Origin of the sequence: Methylobacterium guangdongense, assembly GCF_038442355.1 — a bacterium.
Lineage (GTDB): Bacteria > Pseudomonadota > Alphaproteobacteria > Rhizobiales > Beijerinckiaceae > Methylobacterium > Methylobacterium guangdongense.
In genome coordinates this window covers 212,672-228,778 of sequence record NZ_JBBXMX010000007.1, presented here as the reverse complement: position 1 = coordinate 228,778, position 16,107 = coordinate 212,672, and the positions used below count along the sequence as shown (strand labels likewise).

The window sequence follows — 16,107 nt, the reverse complement described above, 5'->3', positions numbered from 1 at the left end:
TCAGAGCCTCCCGAACAGGCCCTGGGGCCGCACAAGAACCACGAGGAGGTAGAGGGCGTAGACGCCCACCGATTTCAGGGAGGGCGGCAGGACCAGGGTGGTCGCCGCCTCGACCAGCCCGACGATCAGGCCCGCGGCCAGCGCGCCGAAGACGCTGCCGAAGCCGCCGAGCGCCACCGTGACGTAGGCGATCAGCGCGAAGGCGCCCCCGACGCCGGGATGGATGTAGTAGAACACGGTCAGCACCGCGCCCGCGAGGCCGACGAGGGCCGCGCCGAGCCCCCAGCCGAGGGCGAAGATCCGGTTGCGGTCGATGCCGACCAGGGCGACGGCGCCCTGATCCTCGCGGGTCGCTTCCAGGGCCCGCCCGAAATCGGTCCGCGTCATCAGGAGGTACAGGCCGCCGAAGGCCGCCAGCGAGACGAGGGCGCCGAACACCTGCGGCCAGGGCAGGTAGACGCCGCCGAGGTCGAGGGTCTTCCCGCCGAGCCAGGACACCTGGAGGCTGCGGTAGTCCGGCGTGAACAGGTACTGCGCGACGCCCTGGAGCAGGATCGCCAGGCCGAAGGTCGCGAAGATCTGCACCATGCCCTGGTTGGCCTTGGCCCGCATCGCGAAGCGGACCACGCCGAGGTAGACGGTGCCGCCGAGGACGAACATCAGCGCGGCCACGAGCGGCATCAGCACGATCGGATCGAGCCCCGACACGACGACGAGCCCGAAGGTCAGGTACATCGCCAGCATCAGGAATTCGCCGTGGGCGAAGTTGACCACGTCCATCAGGCCGAAGATCAGCGACAGGCCGACCGCGACGAGGCCGTAGATCAGCCCGGTGAGCAACCCGCTCGCCAGCACCTGCACGAGGGCTTGCATCGTCATCGGCATGATCCCGCGCAGGTCCGAGGAAGGGGTGATCGGGGGCTGTTCAAGGTCACGCGTGGGCCCTCGCTCCGCGCGCGGCCCGCCCGGTCAGGCGTTCATGGGCCAGATCGGCGGGGCGACGGCGGCGGATTCGGGAAAAACCGTCACGAATTGGGTGCCGACGTACTGGATCAGGACCGGCGTCGCGTCGGGGTTCTGGCCGCCCGCGTCGAAGACCACCTTCTTCCAGGGCATGATCGTGCGCGTGCCGGGAATGTCGGTCGCGGCGAGGGCCGCGCGCAGCTTGGCACCGTCGGTGGAGCCGGCCCGGTTGAGGGCGTCGGCGAGCACGAGCATCGCCGTGAACTGGCGCGCGGTGTTGTCGTTCAGGTCGCGATCGGCGCGCTTCTTGAACATCTCGTTGACGATGCCGACCGAGGGCCGCTTGGCGGCGAGGTCGAGGGAGAAGCTCGCGCGCGAGATCAGGCCCTGGAGCTTGTCACCGACCGCGTCGTAGACGGATTTCTCGGAGAATCCCGCCGCCTGGGCGATGATGGCCTTCGGCTTGTAGCCGAGTTCGCCCATCGTCTTGGTGAGTAGGATGGCGTCGTTGGTGTAGCAGGTCGGCAGCAGCACGTCGGCGCCCGCGGACTTGAGCGCCTGCACCTCGGCGGTCAGCGAGGGCGAGTTGCTCTTGTACTTCACGTCCGCGGCGATTCTGTAGCCGCGCTCGTTCGCGAGCTTGCGCTGCACGTTGGACGAGTCGATGCCGTAGATCGTGTCTTCGTAGAACAGGGCGACCGAGTCGATCGCCTTGCCCTGCTTGCGCAGCCCGTCCATGAAATCGAACATCGCCGCCGAGAACATCTCGTCGTTGGCGGCCGGCCGGAAGAAGTACTTCAGGTTCCGGCGGCTCAGGCTCGGCGAGGAGGAATCGGCGCAGACGAAGGGCACGCCGTAGCGCTCGCACACCGCGCTCACGGTGGCCGAGACGCTGGACTGGTAGGCGCCGACGATCGCGATGACCTTGTCCTGGGTGATCAGGCGCTCCGCCTCGGCGCGGCCCTTCTGCGGATCGCCCTGGTGGTCGGCGATGACGAGGCGGATCTTGGCGCCGCCGAGCCCTTCGAGGCCGGCGCCCTTGGCGGCGGGCAGGTCGAGGTCGTGGCTCGCGTTGATCACGTCGAGGGCCGTCTCGAAGGCGCGGCGGGCATCGACGCCGTTCTGGGCGCTGGCGCCGGACAGGGCGTACAGCACGCCGACCACCACCTCGTCGGCGGCCGCCGCGCGCTGGGACCCGAGGCCTGCGAGCGCCAGGGCGCCAGCGGCCAGAATTTCGCGACGACGCAGCATGGGGCGTTCTCCAAAGGATACGGGAATCGCAATGCGGGATTCACGCCATCGCGAATTCGGCGTTCAGCCGGTCGGTGATGAGCATGCAGCCCGGCGCGTGGGTGATGGCGAAGTCCGGGCGGGCCGCCGCGATCACCGATTGGGGGGTGACGCCGCAGGCCCAGAAGACCGGAATCTCGTCGGCGCCGATCCGCACCGGGTCGCCGTAATCGGGGGCGCCGAGGTCGCGGATGCCGATCAGGTCCGGCCGGGCGAGATGGACGGGGGCGCCGTGGACCCGGGGATAGCGGGCGGTGATCTCCACCGCGCGGATCGCCTGCGCCGGGGTGAGCGGGCGCATCGAGACCACCATCGGCCCGGCGAACGGCCCGGCCGGGGCGCACGGGATGTTCGTCCGGTACATCGGCACGCGCACGCCCATCTCGACGTGGCGCAGGGGCAGTCCGCCCGCGACGAGGGCGGCCTCGAACGAGAACGAGCAGCCAATCACGAAGGCCACGAGGTCGTCGCGCCAGAGGTCGGCGACCTCCGTCCGCTCCCCGACCACCGCGCCGTCGCGCCAGATGCGGTAGCCGGGTATGTCGGTGGCGAGGTCGAGGTCGAGACCAAGCTCTGGGATCGTGCGGCTGCCGGGGCGCGACTCGCCGATCACCGGGCAGGATTTCGGATTGCGCTCGGCGAACAGGCGGAACTCATCCGCCAGCCGCGCGGGGAAGACCGCGAGGTTTCCCTGGACGTAGCCGTCCGCGACGCCCGCCGTGCTGCCGGGGATCGTCCCGTCGCGGCAGGCGAGCCGGCCCTCGAGGCCGCTCAAGCGCGCGCGTGACGCCGGATCGCTCGTGGACATCGTCGCCGTTGACGCCATCACCGAACTCCTGTGCCTTCGTATGCGGCAAGCCTATCCGATGGGCAGTGGACGTCGAATTATCTTTTCTCATCGCAATCCATAAGCCTGGCTTATCGACGGCTGCACCAGTCGACGGCGACGCTGCGCGCGATCTCGGCGGCCGCCGCCGGGAGCCGATGATCTGGCACATTCTCGTAGGTTGCGGTGAAATCGATGTCCGGAAGACGGACGGTGGTGTCGAGGACGCGCAGACGCCCGTCCGCGAGTTCGGCGCGCACGGTCTCTGCGGGGATCACGCCGACCCCGATCCCCTCCACTGCCATGCGGACGATCGTCGAGAGCGAGGCGCTGCTGTAGAGCCGCGGCGGCGGCAGATGGGAGCGCGCCAGGATCTCGCGCAGCTGGGCATAGGGGTTGGTGTTGCGGGGATAGGTGATCACGGGGTGCCGGACCAATTCTGCCAGGCCGATCGCCCCGGCGCCGAAATCGAGGCTCGGCGCGGCGATCCAGGCGACCGAGAACCGGCAGAGCGGGACGTTGATCAGATCCGGCGCCGTGATCGGTCCGACGAGGAACGCGAGGTCGAGTTCGTGGCGCGCGAGCGCGTCGCGCATGTTCGGCGAGACGTCGACCGACAGGTCCACGGCCACGCCCGGATAAGTCCGGCTCATCACCTCGATGAACGGCATGAGCCACGTGTGGACCAGGGTCTCCGATGCGCCGAGCCGCAGCACGCCGGTCGTCGCCGTGGGGTTGGCGACGGCGCCCATCATCTCGGTGCGCAGGCGCAGGAAGCGCTCGGCATAGCTCAGGAGTTCGCGGCCCTTGGGCGTGAGGACGACGGTCCGGGCGTTGCGCTCGAACAGCGGCAGGCCGAACTCCCGTTCCAACGCGGCGATCCGCTGCGAGACCCCGGGCTGCGTCATGTTCAGTCGCTCGGCCGCACGGCTGAAGCTGCCGAGCGTCGCGGCCCAGTAGTAGACGTCGAGGCTCTTGAAGTCCGGCATGGCGCTCCGGATGCAGGGCGTGGGCCGTTCAGGATGGACACCCAACCTCGGGGGCGATGGAATACCCGTGTCGTCGGCCTGTCCATGGCCTCGCTCCGGCGACGCGGGTCCCGGGGCCGTTCGCGGGCTCGTGCAACCTCCACAGGGCGTCCGTGTTGTCGACCGCACCAGCGGGACGCGCCGCCTCTGCGCGGCGGCCTTGCGTCGGCGAGCGCACCAGCCCCTGCCAACGAGGCGTCCATGACCGATCCGACGCCGTTGCCATCCGAGGTCGGGAACGCCCGTCGCCTCGACGCCCTGCGCGACTATGCCATCCTCGACACGCCCCCCGAACAGGGGTTCGACGACATCGTCGAGCTGGCCCGCTTGACCTGCGCGGTTCCCGTATCCCTCGTCAGCCTCGTGGCGGGCGACCGACAGTGGTTCAAGGCCCGCTCAGGCTTCGACCCCTGCGAGACCACCCTGGACAAGTCGGTCTGCGCGCATGCCCTGGCCGAGCCTGGCCTCCTGGTCATTCCGGACCTGACGCAGGACCCGCGGACGCGCGACAACCCGCTCGTGACCGGCGAGCCGCATCTGCGCTTCTACGCCGGGGCTCCCCTGCAGGCGCCGGGCGGGGAGCGCCTCGGCAGCCTATGCGTGATCGACCTGGAGCCGCGCCCGGCCGGGCTGACCGCCCCCCAGGCCACGGCGCTGCGGGCGCTGGCCGGGCAGGTCATGACCCAGATGGACCTGCGCCGGGCCATGGCCGAGCGCGAGCGCGTCCTCGCGGGACAGGCGGCGCTGATCGCGCAGCAGAACGCGCTGATCTCGACGCAGGCCGCCATCACCCGGGCGAACGGGGACCGGGACGTCATCCTCGACGTCCTCGTGGCCGGCGCCATGGAGGCCGTGCCCCAGGCCGAGGGCGGCGTCATCGAGATCCGCGAGGGCGACGAACTCGTCTACCGCTCGACGCGCGGGACGCTGGCGGACCATGCGGGCCTCCGGGTGCCGGTCGACGGCAGCCTGTCGGGCCATTGCCTCAGGACCTCGAAGCCGGTGCTGTGTCCGGACGCCATCCTGGACCCGCGGGTCAGGCAGGAACTCAACCCGATGCTCGCCCTGCGCTCGGCCGTGTGCGTGCCCATCACCCGCGGGAACGAGACCATCGGCGTCCTGAAGCTCCAGTCGAGCCGCCCCGACGCCTTCACGGGCCGGGAGCTCCGCGTCGCCGCCCTCTTCGCCGGGACCGTCCCGGCGGGCTTGGCCGAGGCCGGCGAGGCGGAGGCGCGGCGCGGCATCCGTGCCGGCGAGGCGACCTTGCGCACCGTGATGGAGACGCTCCCCGTCGGCGTCCTGATCGCGCAGGCCCCGTCGGGCCGCATCGTCGGGCACAACGCGCGCGCCGCCGCCATCCTCGGGCACGGGCTGACCCCGGCGCAATCCGGCGACGGGCCCGCCCGCTGGGTCGGGTTCCACCCGGACGGGAGTCCCGTCGGTCCGGACGAATGGCCGCTCCTGCGGGTGACCCGTGACGGCGAGCGCCGGGCCGAACTGGAGGTCGACTACCAGCGCGGCGACGGAACACGGGCCTGGATCAGCTTCACCGGCGCACCGATGTTCGATCACGATGGCCACCAGATGGGAGGCGTGGTGGTCGTCACCGACATCGACGGGCGCAAGCGCAACGAGCTTGACCTCGCCGCCGCCAAGAAGGCGGCCGAGGAGGCCAACCGGGCCAAGAGCGAGTTCCTGGCGAACATGAGCCACGAGCTGCGCACCCCGCTCTCGGCGGTCATCGGCTATTCCGAGATGCTCCAGGAGGAGATGGAGGATCTCGGCCAGGATGACCTGCTGCCCGATATGCGCAAGATCGAGGCGAACGCGCGCCACCTGCTCGGGCTCATCAACGACGTCCTCGACCTCTCCAAGATCGAGGCGGAGCGGATGGAGACCTACGTCGAGGACGTCACGGTCGAGGCCGTGGTCCGCGACGTCGCCTCGGCCGTGGAGGCCCTGGTGGCCCGCAAGGGCAACACGCTGACCCTTGATCTCGGCACCGCCCTCGGCACGGCGCGCACCGACGTGACCAAGCTGCGGCAGTGCCTGATCAACCTCCTGAGCAACGCGGCCAAGTTCACGGAGGGCGGGCAGGTCACGCTGTCGGCGGCGCGGGACGAACGAGACGGCGCCGCCTGGCTGACGTTCGCGGTCTCGGATACCGGTATCGGCATGACCCCCGAACAGCAGTCGCGGCTGTTCGAGCGCTTCACCCAGGCCGACGCGTCGACCACGCGCAGGTTCGGCGGCACCGGCCTCGGCCTGTCCATCACCCGGGCGTTCGCGGGGATGCTGGGCGGGGACATCGCGGTGGCGAGCGAGCCGGGGCGGGGCACGACCTTCACGGTCTCGGTGCCGGCGCGCATCACCGGCACGAACGACGCGGTGCCGCCTGCCGTCGACGATGCCACCCCCAAGGCCGTCGATGCGACCGGCGACGGCGCCGTCCTGGTCATCGACGACGACGCGGCGACGCGGGAACTCCTGGCCCGCTTCCTGGAGCGGGACGGATACCGGGTCGCGGTGGCTGCGGACGGCCGGGACGGCTTGGCGTTGGCCCGGAGCCTCGCGCCGAGCGTCATCCTCCTCGACGTGACGATGCCCCAGATGGACGGTTGGGCGGTCCTGGACGCCATCCGGGGCGACGCGGCCCTGCACGAGACGCCCGTCGTCATGGTGACGGTCCTCGACGAGCAGACCCGCGCCTACGCGCTCGGGGCCACCGACTACCTGCAGAAGCCGGTCGACTGGAACGCACTCCACACCGTGATGGACCGGTTCCGCCCACAGGCCATCGCCGCGGACCGAGGCCCGCCTAGAGCCCTGCCCGATCGCGCTGCAATCGGGCAGGGCTCTCAGCCTCTGTTGTGACGCGCTCTCCTGCGCCGAACCGGTCTCCACTTCGGCGGAGCGCGCCCTAGTCGATGACCTCGACCACCCGGCGCGTGCGCGGGTCCACCAGCACCGGGTGGTCGTTCACGACCGTGTAGTTGTAGCTCGGCAGGGCAAACTCTGGGGGCACGTCGTAGTAGACGACACCGTCCTCGGGGAGCACGGTCCCGACTTTCAGGGTGCCCGGATAGGCGAAGGAGGGGCGCCGCTCGCCCGTGGCGTAGATGCGGAAGCGCTCACGCCGGTCGATGCCGAGGATGCCGTTGGCCGTCCCGACCGCCGCCCCGACCGCACCGCCGACGACGGCCCCCAGGGGACCGGCGATCATCGCGCCGCGGTTCGCACCCTCCTGCGCGCCGCGTTCCAGCCCCTGGGCCTGGGCGGCCGCCGCCCACGCCAACGTCGCCGCCGCGACGGCCAGTCGAATCTTGCCTGCCATCTTCCATTCCTCCTGATGCCGGTGGGCCCGGCGGCGGCGTTGCGTGCCGGTCCGGCGGTTCAACGGCCGCCGGTCACGGCCCGCACGGGTGCGCCGGCCAGGTCGACCGTCGAGCCGACCGCATCCCGCAGGCCCGAGCCGACGTTGGACAGGTGCTCGCCGTAGGTTTCGCGCGTCTGCGGATCGACGATGGCCACCGGGGCCGCGACCGCCAGCGCCGCGCCGGTCGCGACCGTGGACGCGGCCCCGGCCGCCGTGCTCACCAATTTGTCCCCGAAGCCGACCTGCCCGTCCGAGATCGGCTGTCCGTCCGCGAGACGCTTGCCCAGCAGGGCGACGACGTCCCCGGAGGCGAACTTGCCGTGGTTCAGCGGGTCGTCGCCCTTCACGGAGGAAAGGTTCAGGACGTCGATGTTCTGGCGCGCCAGTTCGGTCCTGTAGGGCTCGGCGTTGGGATTGATGGCCCCCAATCGGATGCCGTCACCCCAGACCAGCCGCGACACGGCCAGGGCCTGGTCGTCGCCGGACACCATCAGGGTCAGGCGCGGCCGGTTCGGGCCCATGTCGCGAAAGGCCTCGCGGGCGAGGTCCATGTCGACGTCCGGGGCGGCGAGAATGACATTCCGGATCTTGGGCGCCACGCGCCGGTCGCGGATGGCCATCTGGCGCAGGCTTTCCAGCGTCAGCCAGTTCCCCATGGAGTGGGCCAGCACCGTGACTTCGCCGACGTTCGGGTCCCTGGAGAGGTCCCGCAGCAGCGTCTCCAGACCGTTGCGCGAGAAGTTGGTGCTTTCCCGGTCGTAGCCGTAGGCGAGCACCGACCCCTTGGACGGCCACGTGAACAGCACCGGGGCGACCGTGGCCCCGGAATCGTGGACGATCTGCGCGAACCGGAAGACGGCGTCCTCGAACTTGTTGTTGAAGCCGTGCACGAACACCAGCACGTGGCGCTTCGCGCCGCGCCGGACGGCCCGGCCGGTCCAGGCGGCGACCTTCGCGCGGTCGACCGGCTCGGCGCGAAGCGCCACGAAGTCCGTGGCCGGATTGCCGGGCAGCGATTTCGGCCACTGCACCGTGCCCGGCTGCCGGGTGGCGTCCGGCGGGATGGAGACCGCAAGGTCCGTGTAGGTCACCGCATCGCCGCGCTCGCCGGAAAACAACACGCCCCGATCGGCGGCCGACTTGCGGGTGGTCGCCACCAGCATGTCGACCCGCGCGGTGCCGGGAACGGGCTCGGTCGCGGTGACGGGCAGCAGCACACCGGTCGGACGCCCGGCGCAGGCCCCGGAGCCCAGCAAGGGCAGGAGGACGGCGAAGACCGGTCCCGTCCGACCCATCCGTTGAAACCGCACGCGCATCCGTCCCCCCGACCCGGACCCCTGGGCAGCGTTGGACGGGCGAATGGTTAAGCGACCGTCAAGGCGTAGGGGCCTTGGAGGGCGATTGCGGCGGCTGGCGGACGAAGGCCCGGTGCATGCGGGGCCGCGTTGTCGCAGCGCGGCCCCCGTCCTTCAGGCCGCGACAGGGGCGGTGGACTGATCCGGCCTCGTCCGCACGAACGTGATCCGGACGCCGGGGCAACAAGAGCGCGGTCCGATCGTTCTGACGCGACGGTTCGGCCCGACCGATCTCAGATGCGCCGCCCACGGGGCGGAGGTCGCGGCGACATCCGATGGAGGCGGACACCTTGCACGTTTTCGGGATCGACTGGGTCGGCGTGAATGCCGAGAATGGTCGCAAACTCATCCTGTCCCTCGCCTTCATCGCGGTCATCGTCGGCGGAGGCCTGGGGCTGCGTTCGCTGGTCGGCCGCGTCCTGTCCCGGTCGGATCATGCGAGCGTTCAGACCCGATTCTGGACGCGCCAGGGCGTCAGTCTCCTCTCGGCGGCCCTGCTGATCCTCGGCCTGATGTCGATCTGGTTCGATGACCCGACCCGGCTCGCCACCGCCTTCGGCCTCGTCTCGGCGGGACTGGCCTTCGCCCTGCAGCAGGTCATCACCGCGCTGGCCGGCTACTTCGTCATCCTGCGGGGGGCAACCTTCACGGTCGGCGACCGCATCTCCATGGGGGGTGTGCGCGGCGACGTCATGCGCCTCGGATTCATCCAGACCACCATCATGGAGATGGGTCAGCCGCCCGCGGTCCAGGGCGCCGATCCCGCGATGTGGGTGCGCAGCCGGCAGTTCACCGGGCGCATCGTCACCGTGAGCAACGCGAAGATCTTCTCGGATCCGGTCTACAACTACACCCGCGACTTCCCGTTCATCTGGGAGGAGATCGCCATCCCGGTCAGCTACGCGGACGACCGGACCAGGGCCGAGGCCATCCTCCTCGACGCGGCGCGCCGGCATGCCATCGATCCGTCCCTCATGGCCGCCGAGGCGAAGGCGCGGCTTGAGGCCCGGTTCGGGGTCGAGCCGCTCGACCTCGAACCGCGGGTGTTCTGGCGCATCACCGACAACTGGCTCGAACTGAGCGTGCGCTTCATCCTCGGCACCCACCAGATCCGCGGGGTCAAGGACGCGATGAGCCGGGACATCCTGGCCGGCTTCGACGCGGCCGGCATCGGTATCGCCTCGGCCACCTATGACATCGTCGGTCTGCCGCCGATCCGACTGGCCCGGGAGCGGCGCCCGGCGCCCACCGAACCCGCATCGTTCGATCCCGGCGCATGAAGGTGCTCCGACCCCGGCAGGACCGTCCGCCCGCCAATGTCTGGAGGCCGGGGGTAACAAGCGGTGCCGCCCTTGCTGTCGGCTCTCCAGGATCTGGTCGTCGCCGGCCTACGACCGCGACGGGCGCCAAGCCGAACGGACGCCAAGCCGAACGGACGCCAAGCCGAACGGGCGCCAAGCCGAACGGACGCTTCGGCTCGGGTATCCGCCCGGTGCCCGTCAGGCGCGACGCGCGTTCCAGAAGACGAACTGGCCGTCGACGATGTCCTGGAGATCGCGCCGGAAGGCCGTCCGGTAGAAGTACTGGCCGGTCGGCAGGTACGGCACGTCGCGCATCGCCAGGGTCTGCATCTTGGCCGCGATCGCTTGCCGCGCCGCCTGATCGGGGGCCTCGATCCAGGCCTCGCGCAGGCTCTCCAGCTCGGGCAGGTTCGGCCAGCCGAAGAAGCCCTTCTCGCCGCCGCAGCGCAGCACCTGCTCCACCACCGGATTGGCCATGTCGAGGCCGGTCCAGGTCGTGTTGAAGATGTTCCAGCCGCCCTGATCGGGGGGCGCCTTGCTGGCGCGGCGCGTGACCAGCGTGCCCCAGTCGGACACGACGTACTGCACGTTCATCCCGAGGCGCCGCAGCAGGTCGTTCATGACCTCGCCGAGGGCGCCGAGCACGGGGTTCTCGCTCGTCGACATGAGCACGACGCGCTCGCCCTTGTAGCCCGCCGCCACGAGGTCGCGCTTCGCCTTCGCCAGATCGCGCGGCCCGGTGAGGACGGACAGGCCCGCATCGGTGGCCATCGCGGTGCCCGGGGTGAACAGGCCGACATCCTTGCGCCACAGCTTCGGGTCGTCGCCGGCCGCCGCCCCCATGAAGTCCGCCTGCGACAGGGCCGCCAGGACCACCCGCCGGATCGCGGGATTGTCGAAGGGCGGATAGAGGTGGTTCATGACGCCGGTGCCGAGGTTGCCGAGCGGCGAGGCGAGCTGCGTGGTGATCTCCGGGCTGGCCTGGAGCGTCGGCACGAGATCGCTGATCGGGTTCTCCCACCAGTCGACCTCGCCGTTCTGGAGGGCGGCCGCCGCGGTGCCGGGATCCGGCATGACCTGCCACTCGACCCGGTCGAAATGGACGCGCTTGGGCCCCGCCACCCACGACACGGTGCCGTCCGCCCGGGGCCGGTAATCCGGGTTGCGGTCGTAGACCACGCGGGCCCCGACGAGGCGCTCCTTGGTGTTGAAGCGGAACGGGCCGGAACCGATCACCTCGGGGATCTGCTGGGCCGGGTCGATGGCGGCGAGGCGCTCCGGCATGATGACGAGGACCGGCGGGCCGAGCTTCGCCAGGGTCTCCAGCATCAGCCCGTAGGGGCGCTTCAACCGGATGACGAAGGTCCGGTCGTCCGGTGCCTCCAGGGCGTCGGTGCGGGCCATCAGGGCCTGCCCGAGGCTGTCGCGCTGCGCCCAGCGCCGGATCGACGCGATGCAGTCGCGGCTCCGCACCGGCTCGCCGTCGTGGAATTTCAGCCCCTCACGCAGGCGGAAGGTCCAGCGCCGCCCGTCATCCTCGACCGTGTGGCCCTCGACCATCTGCGGTTGCGGCGTGAGCTGCGCGTCGAGGCCGTAGAGCTGGTCGAACACCATGAGCGCGTGGTTGCGCGTGATGTAGGCCGTGGTCGTCACGGGATCGACGATGGTCAGGTCGGATTGCGGCACGAAGCGCAGGACGCGCGCCCGGTCGCCCTGGGCCAGGGCCGGGCGGGCCGGCAGGAAGGGGACGGCGGCCGCGGCGGCGGCACCGCCGAGGAAGGTTCGTCGCAGCATGGAGGTCACTCCTGGCTTTCCGGATCAGGCGGGCGGGGACGGTTGCGCCGGGCGGCTCGTTTGGCGAGGCCAACTTCTGCGGGTGCGCATCCAACGGGAGCGCAACCTGCAAGGTCCGTTCCCGCCGCCGGTCAGGGGGTGCCGACCGTCTCCTCGGCGGTCCGGCGCAGGGCCGCGCGGTCGATCTTGCCGGTCGAGGCGAGCGGCAGCGCCTCCACGAACCAGACCCGGCGCGGGTGCTGGTAGGCCGGCGCGTGGGCGAGCGCGTGGGCCTTGAGGGCGGCCTCGTCGACCGCGGTGCCGGGCCGGCGGACCACGAAGGCGACGGGCTTGGTGCCCTTGATGGCATCCGCCACCGGAACCACGCAGGCCTGGAGCACCGCGGGATGGCGCTCCAGCACCAGCTCGACCTCGCCGGGGAAGATGTTCTCGCCGCCCGAGACGAACATGTCGTCGGTCCGGCCGAGGAAGGAGAAGAACCCGTCCGCGTCGCGGCGGAACACGTCGCCGGTGTCGTAGAACCCGTCCGCCGTGATCGGGACGGGCACGTCCGGCCGGTTGTGGTAGCCCAGCATGATCGCGGGGCTCTGCATCTGCAGGACGCCCGTCTCCGGCGCGTCCGGACCGACGAGGCGCACCGCGACCTGGGGATGCCGTGCGCCGACCGACGCGACCGGCGTCGGCAGGCCGTCCGGATGGTCGCCGAACACGACGGGGCCGCCCTCGGTGGTCCCGTAGGCGTTGAGGATGCGGGCGTTCGGCAGCAGGGCGCGGATCTGCCGGGCGAGGGTGTCGTTGACCGGCGCCGAGCCCATCCGCACCGTCCGCACGCCGGTCAGGTCGGCCTCCGCCAGGAGATCCCGCTCCCGCAGCATCATGGCGATCATCGGCGGCACGGCGGTGAGCCACGTGCAGCGGTGCCGGTCGATCGCCGCGATGTAGGCCCGCGCCTCGAACTGCGGCAGCAGCACCATCGTGGCCCCCGCCGCGCAGACGAGGAGCGCCAGGGCCAGCGCGTTCATGTGGTAGAGCGGCGCCGCGACGAGCAGCCGGTCGTCGCGCAGGTCCGTCTCGGCGGCGCGGGTCCGCGCCACCCAGAGGTGGCTGGCATGGCTCAGCCGCACGCCCTTCGGCCGGCCCGTGGAGCCGGACGTGTAGAGGAACAGGGCCGCCTCGTCGGGCTCGGGCACGATCGGCGCGAAGGGCCCGGGATCGAGCCAGGCCTTGAAGCCCTCCGGCCCCTCGTCGTCGAACCCGGCGACCCGGACCTCGGGGCCGAGCCCCGCCAGCATCCCCCGGCGCGGGCCGTCGCAGAGCACGAGCCGCGCCCCGCAATCGGCGAGCACGGTGGCGATCGTGGCCGGCGGGAACTTGTGATTGACCGGGACCGGGACGACGCCAGCCCGCATCGCGCCGAGCAGGGCCGCGATCGTGTCGGGCCGGTTGGCCGAGAGGATCGCGATCCGCGCGCCGCGGGCGATCCCGCCGCGCAGGAGACCGCGGGCGAAGGCGTCGGCCGTCGCGTCGAGGCCGGCGCGGGTCATCACCGTGGGCTCGGCATCGGGGCCGACGCCGATGATCAGCGGCCTGTCCGGCGGCCCGGACCGATCGACGAGATCGCCGAGATTGGTCGCACCCGTGGCCGTGCGCGTCATGGGGCCGCCCTGCAGGGGAGACGAAGGTCGAAGGCCGGCAGCGTCAGCGTGGCCGTATCCGGCTCGTGCCGGACCCAGGCCGCCTCCGGGAGGGCGGACGCGCGGGCTTCGAGGGCGTCGAGGCTTCGAACGCGCAGGGCAAGGGCGGCGAAACGGGCGGCCGGCCCCGGCACGATCGCGACCCGCGTGTCCCCGAGCCGGATGGTCCAGCCCGTGTCGGCGCCCTCGGCCGGCGCGCCGCAGGCCGCCGCGTAGAGGGCGGCGTCGGCCTCCGGCACCGGGCTCTCGACCGTCAGCGCGTCGATCCCCGAAAACCCGTTCGGATGGTCGAGCCATTCGGGCCGCCAGACGAGATCCGGGGTCAGGTGCTCGCAATGGTAGAGGCGCCCCGCCGGAAACTGGTGGGCCGGCACCCGCACCGTCCGGAACCGGGCCTCGTCCGCCCGGCCGTCGACCGTCACGGGGCGCGAGAAGGCGACGGGCGGTCCCGCCGCCAGCCCCGCCGCGGCGAGGCGGGCGTGGGTCGCCGCGGCGTCCCGGCTCGCCACCACGAGCCCGTTCAGGCCGAACGGGCTGTCGAGAACGTCCTGCCTCTGCGGGCCGGTCTCGGGGACGCCGACCAGCTCCAGGTAGGGTCCCGCCGTCATCATCAGGTGGTTGATGGAGCCGAGCGAGTGGTGGCCGCGCGGCGTCAGCCGGAAGCCGAGGGCGGCGAACAGGTCCGCCGCCTCGTCCATCCGTCGCAGGACGTTGACCACCACATGGTCGAGGGCCCCGTCCGCCGGGGCGGCGCGGTGCGGTCCGCTCATTTCGCCGGCGCGGTCATGTAGACGCCGCGGCCGCTCGCGAGCAGGCGTCCCGCGTCGTCGAGGATCTGCGCCTCGGCGACCGAGAGCTGGTTGCCGAACTTCACCACCGTGCCGCGGCAGGTGAGATCGCCCTGCATCGCGGCCCGGTGGTAATCGACCCGCAGGTCCACGGTGGGGACGCCCCGGCCGGTCTTGGAGACCAGCGCCCAGTCGGCGGTCAGATCGACCAGCGTCGCCAGGATGCCGCCGTGCACGTAGCCGCGCTCGGCGTTGACGACCCATTCCGGTCGCCACGTCGCCTTCAGCTCGATCGTGCCCTCGCCGACCGAGACGACCGAGAGGCCGAGCCACTGGTGGAACGGGCCGCGCAGCAGCAGCGCCTCGACCTGCTCCTTGCTGAGGGGGGTGTCGGACATGGCTTTGATCTCCTCGGGTGCGGCTCTCCTTCCCCGCGGATCTCGGGCTTGTCCGAGATCCGCTTCCTGTCTGCCCCGATCGGGCAAGCCCGATCGGGGTGGGGAGGCGTTGGAGGTGGGGGTGGTGCAGATGGCACCGCTGCGCTCGATCCTGCGCCACCCCCACCCCCTGACCCCTCCCCGCAAGGGGGAGGGGAAAAGCGCCTCTCCTTGCAGACGGTGGTGCCAGAGCGAGAGGCGCGCCTTCGGCCGGCCGCTCAGGGGGTGACGACGATCTTGCCCATGACCTCGCGGTCGCGGATCATCCGCAGGCCCTCGGCGGCCTCTTCCAGGGGCAGGACCTTGTCGATGGTGGGCTTCAGCGTGCCGGCCTGGATCATGTCCATCAGGGCCGATAGGTCGTCGTCGTAGAAGCTGTTCGAGCCGATCACCTTGAGCTCGAAGCTCCAGATGTAGCGGAGATCCTCCTTGGGATCGTGCCCCGCGGTCGCGCCGCAGACCAGCAGCGTGCCGCCGCGCTTCAGGCACTTGAGCGAGGGCACCCAGGTGTCGCCGCCGGTGAAGTTGATCACCACGTCGACGCCGCCCTCGTAGGTCCGGCGCTGCGGCTTGCCGTAGGTCTGGATCGCCCATTTGGAGAAGTCGGTCTCGCGGTAGTTGACCACGTGGTCGGCGCCGAGCGCCGTCAGCGCCGCCATCTTCTCCGCGCTGCCCGCGCAGGCGATGACCTCGGCGCCGAGCTGCTTGGCCAGCATCACGCAGCCCGTCCCGACGCCGCCGCTGGCGCCGAGGATCAGGACCCGGTCGCCGGCCTTCACGGTGTTGTGGGTGATCAGCATGCGGTGGGCCGTGCCGTAGGCCACCGGCAGGGAGGCGGCGTCCGCGTAGCTCACGTCCGGCGGCATCGCGATGAGCTGGCCCGTCGAGACCCGGCAATACTCGGCCATGCCGCCGTCGAGCATCTCGCCCATCAGGCCCTTGGCCTTGTTGAGCGGGTTGACCAGCACCCGGTCGCCGACGTGCCACTCCGTGACGCCCGCGCCGAGCGCGACGACCTGTCCGGCCATGTCGAGGCCGATCACCACCGGCATCGGCACCTTGATGCCCGGCATGCCCTTCACGGTGAACACGTCGTGGTAGTTGAACGAAGAGGCGCCGACCCGGATCAGGACCTCCCCCGGCCCGGGGGACGGCTTCGGATAGTCGTCGACCACCTTCAGCGTGTCGATGTCGCCGTGCGCCTCCAGCACCAGCGCCTTCATGGTCTCAGCCATCGTGGAAACCCTCTTCTGCA

General features: G+C 71.1%; 13 protein-coding genes. 2 read left to right on the top strand and 11 right to left on the bottom strand.

The genetic code is table 11. The features are described 5' to 3' along the window. The 4 genes from AAHG09_RS15920 to AAHG09_RS15905 all read right to left on the bottom strand — a co-directional run bounded on the left by AAHG09_RS15920 (position 1) and on the right by AAHG09_RS15905 (position 4,068). Positions 1-879, bottom strand: coding sequence for a branched-chain amino acid ABC transporter permease (locus AAHG09_RS15920; RefSeq protein WP_342108399.1), 879 nt, complete (start codon positions 877-879; stop codon positions 1-3). Between the two features lie 90 nt (positions 880-969). Beyond that, a complete protein-coding gene (locus AAHG09_RS15915; protein ID WP_342108398.1) occupies positions 970-2,214 on the bottom strand; it encodes an ABC transporter substrate-binding protein in 1,245 nt (414 codons plus the stop codon). A gap of 40 nt (positions 2,215-2,254) precedes the next feature. Continuing rightward, positions 2,255-3,061: a putative hydro-lyase gene (locus tag AAHG09_RS15910; RefSeq protein ID WP_342108459.1), complete on the bottom strand. Its 807-nt coding sequence runs from the start codon at positions 3,059-3,061 to the stop codon at positions 2,255-2,257. A gap of 110 nt (positions 3,062-3,171) precedes the next feature. Then, the gene (locus AAHG09_RS15905; protein ID WP_342108396.1) at positions 3,172-4,068 is read right to left on the bottom strand and encodes a LysR family transcriptional regulator; all 897 of its coding nucleotides are present in this window, start codon (positions 4,066-4,068) and stop codon (positions 3,172-3,174) included. Positions 4,069-4,308: 240 nt separating this feature from the next. Between AAHG09_RS15905 and AAHG09_RS15900 the strand changes: the two genes are divergently transcribed. Continuing rightward, on the top strand, positions 4,309-6,981 hold the full coding sequence (locus tag AAHG09_RS15900) for an ATP-binding protein (protein ID WP_342108394.1): 2,673 nt from the start codon (positions 4,309-4,311) through the stop codon (positions 6,979-6,981). Positions 6,982-7,027: 46 nt separating this feature from the next. On the opposite strand, the gene AAHG09_RS15895 is transcribed toward AAHG09_RS15900, so the two are convergent. Together AAHG09_RS15895 and AAHG09_RS15890 are read right to left on the bottom strand one after the other, a co-directional pair. Further along, the gene (locus AAHG09_RS15895; protein WP_342108393.1) at positions 7,028-7,441 is read right to left on the bottom strand and encodes a DUF1236 domain-containing protein; all 414 of its coding nucleotides are present in this window, start codon (positions 7,439-7,441) and stop codon (positions 7,028-7,030) included. A 59-nt stretch (positions 7,442-7,500) separates the two neighbouring features. Further along, positions 7,501-8,793 (bottom strand): alpha/beta hydrolase, encoded by a 1,293-nt coding sequence (locus AAHG09_RS15890; RefSeq protein WP_342108392.1) that lies wholly within the window; start codon positions 8,791-8,793, stop codon positions 7,501-7,503. A gap of 335 nt (positions 8,794-9,128) precedes the next feature. On the opposite strand from AAHG09_RS15890, the gene AAHG09_RS15885 reads away from it, so the two are divergent. Next, on the top strand, positions 9,129-10,118 hold the full coding sequence (locus AAHG09_RS15885) for a mechanosensitive ion channel family protein (protein WP_342108391.1): 990 nt from the start codon (positions 9,129-9,131) through the stop codon (positions 10,116-10,118). Between the two features lie 219 nt (positions 10,119-10,337). On the opposite strand, the gene AAHG09_RS15880 is transcribed toward AAHG09_RS15885, so the two are convergent. From AAHG09_RS15880 to AAHG09_RS15860, 5 genes are all read right to left on the bottom strand, one after another. Then, on the bottom strand, positions 10,338-11,933 hold the full coding sequence (locus AAHG09_RS15880; RefSeq protein ID WP_342108390.1) for an ABC transporter substrate-binding protein: 1,596 nt from the start codon (positions 11,931-11,933) through the stop codon (positions 10,338-10,340). Positions 11,934-12,064: 131 nt separating this feature from the next. Further along, positions 12,065-13,588, bottom strand: a complete 1,524-nt coding sequence (locus AAHG09_RS15875; protein ID WP_342108388.1) for a class I adenylate-forming enzyme family protein — start codon at positions 13,586-13,588, stop codon at positions 12,065-12,067. Next, positions 13,585-14,397 (bottom strand): VOC family protein, encoded by an 813-nt coding sequence (locus AAHG09_RS15870; RefSeq protein WP_342108387.1) that lies wholly within the window; start codon positions 14,395-14,397, stop codon positions 13,585-13,587. Before AAHG09_RS15870 ends, AAHG09_RS15875 begins: the two co-directional genes overlap by 4 nt. Continuing rightward, positions 14,394-14,813 carry a PaaI family thioesterase gene (locus AAHG09_RS15865; RefSeq protein WP_091720902.1) on the bottom strand — a complete coding sequence of 140 codons (420 nt, stop codon included), beginning with the start codon at positions 14,811-14,813 and terminating at the stop codon, positions 14,394-14,396. Before AAHG09_RS15865 ends, AAHG09_RS15870 begins: the two co-directional genes overlap by 4 nt. 257 nt (positions 14,814-15,070) lie before the next feature. Continuing rightward, positions 15,071-16,087 carry a zinc-binding dehydrogenase gene (locus tag AAHG09_RS15860; RefSeq protein ID WP_342108385.1) on the bottom strand — a complete coding sequence of 339 codons (1,017 nt, stop codon included), beginning with the start codon at positions 16,085-16,087 and terminating at the stop codon, positions 15,071-15,073. Positions 16,088-16,107: the final 20 nt, after the last annotated feature.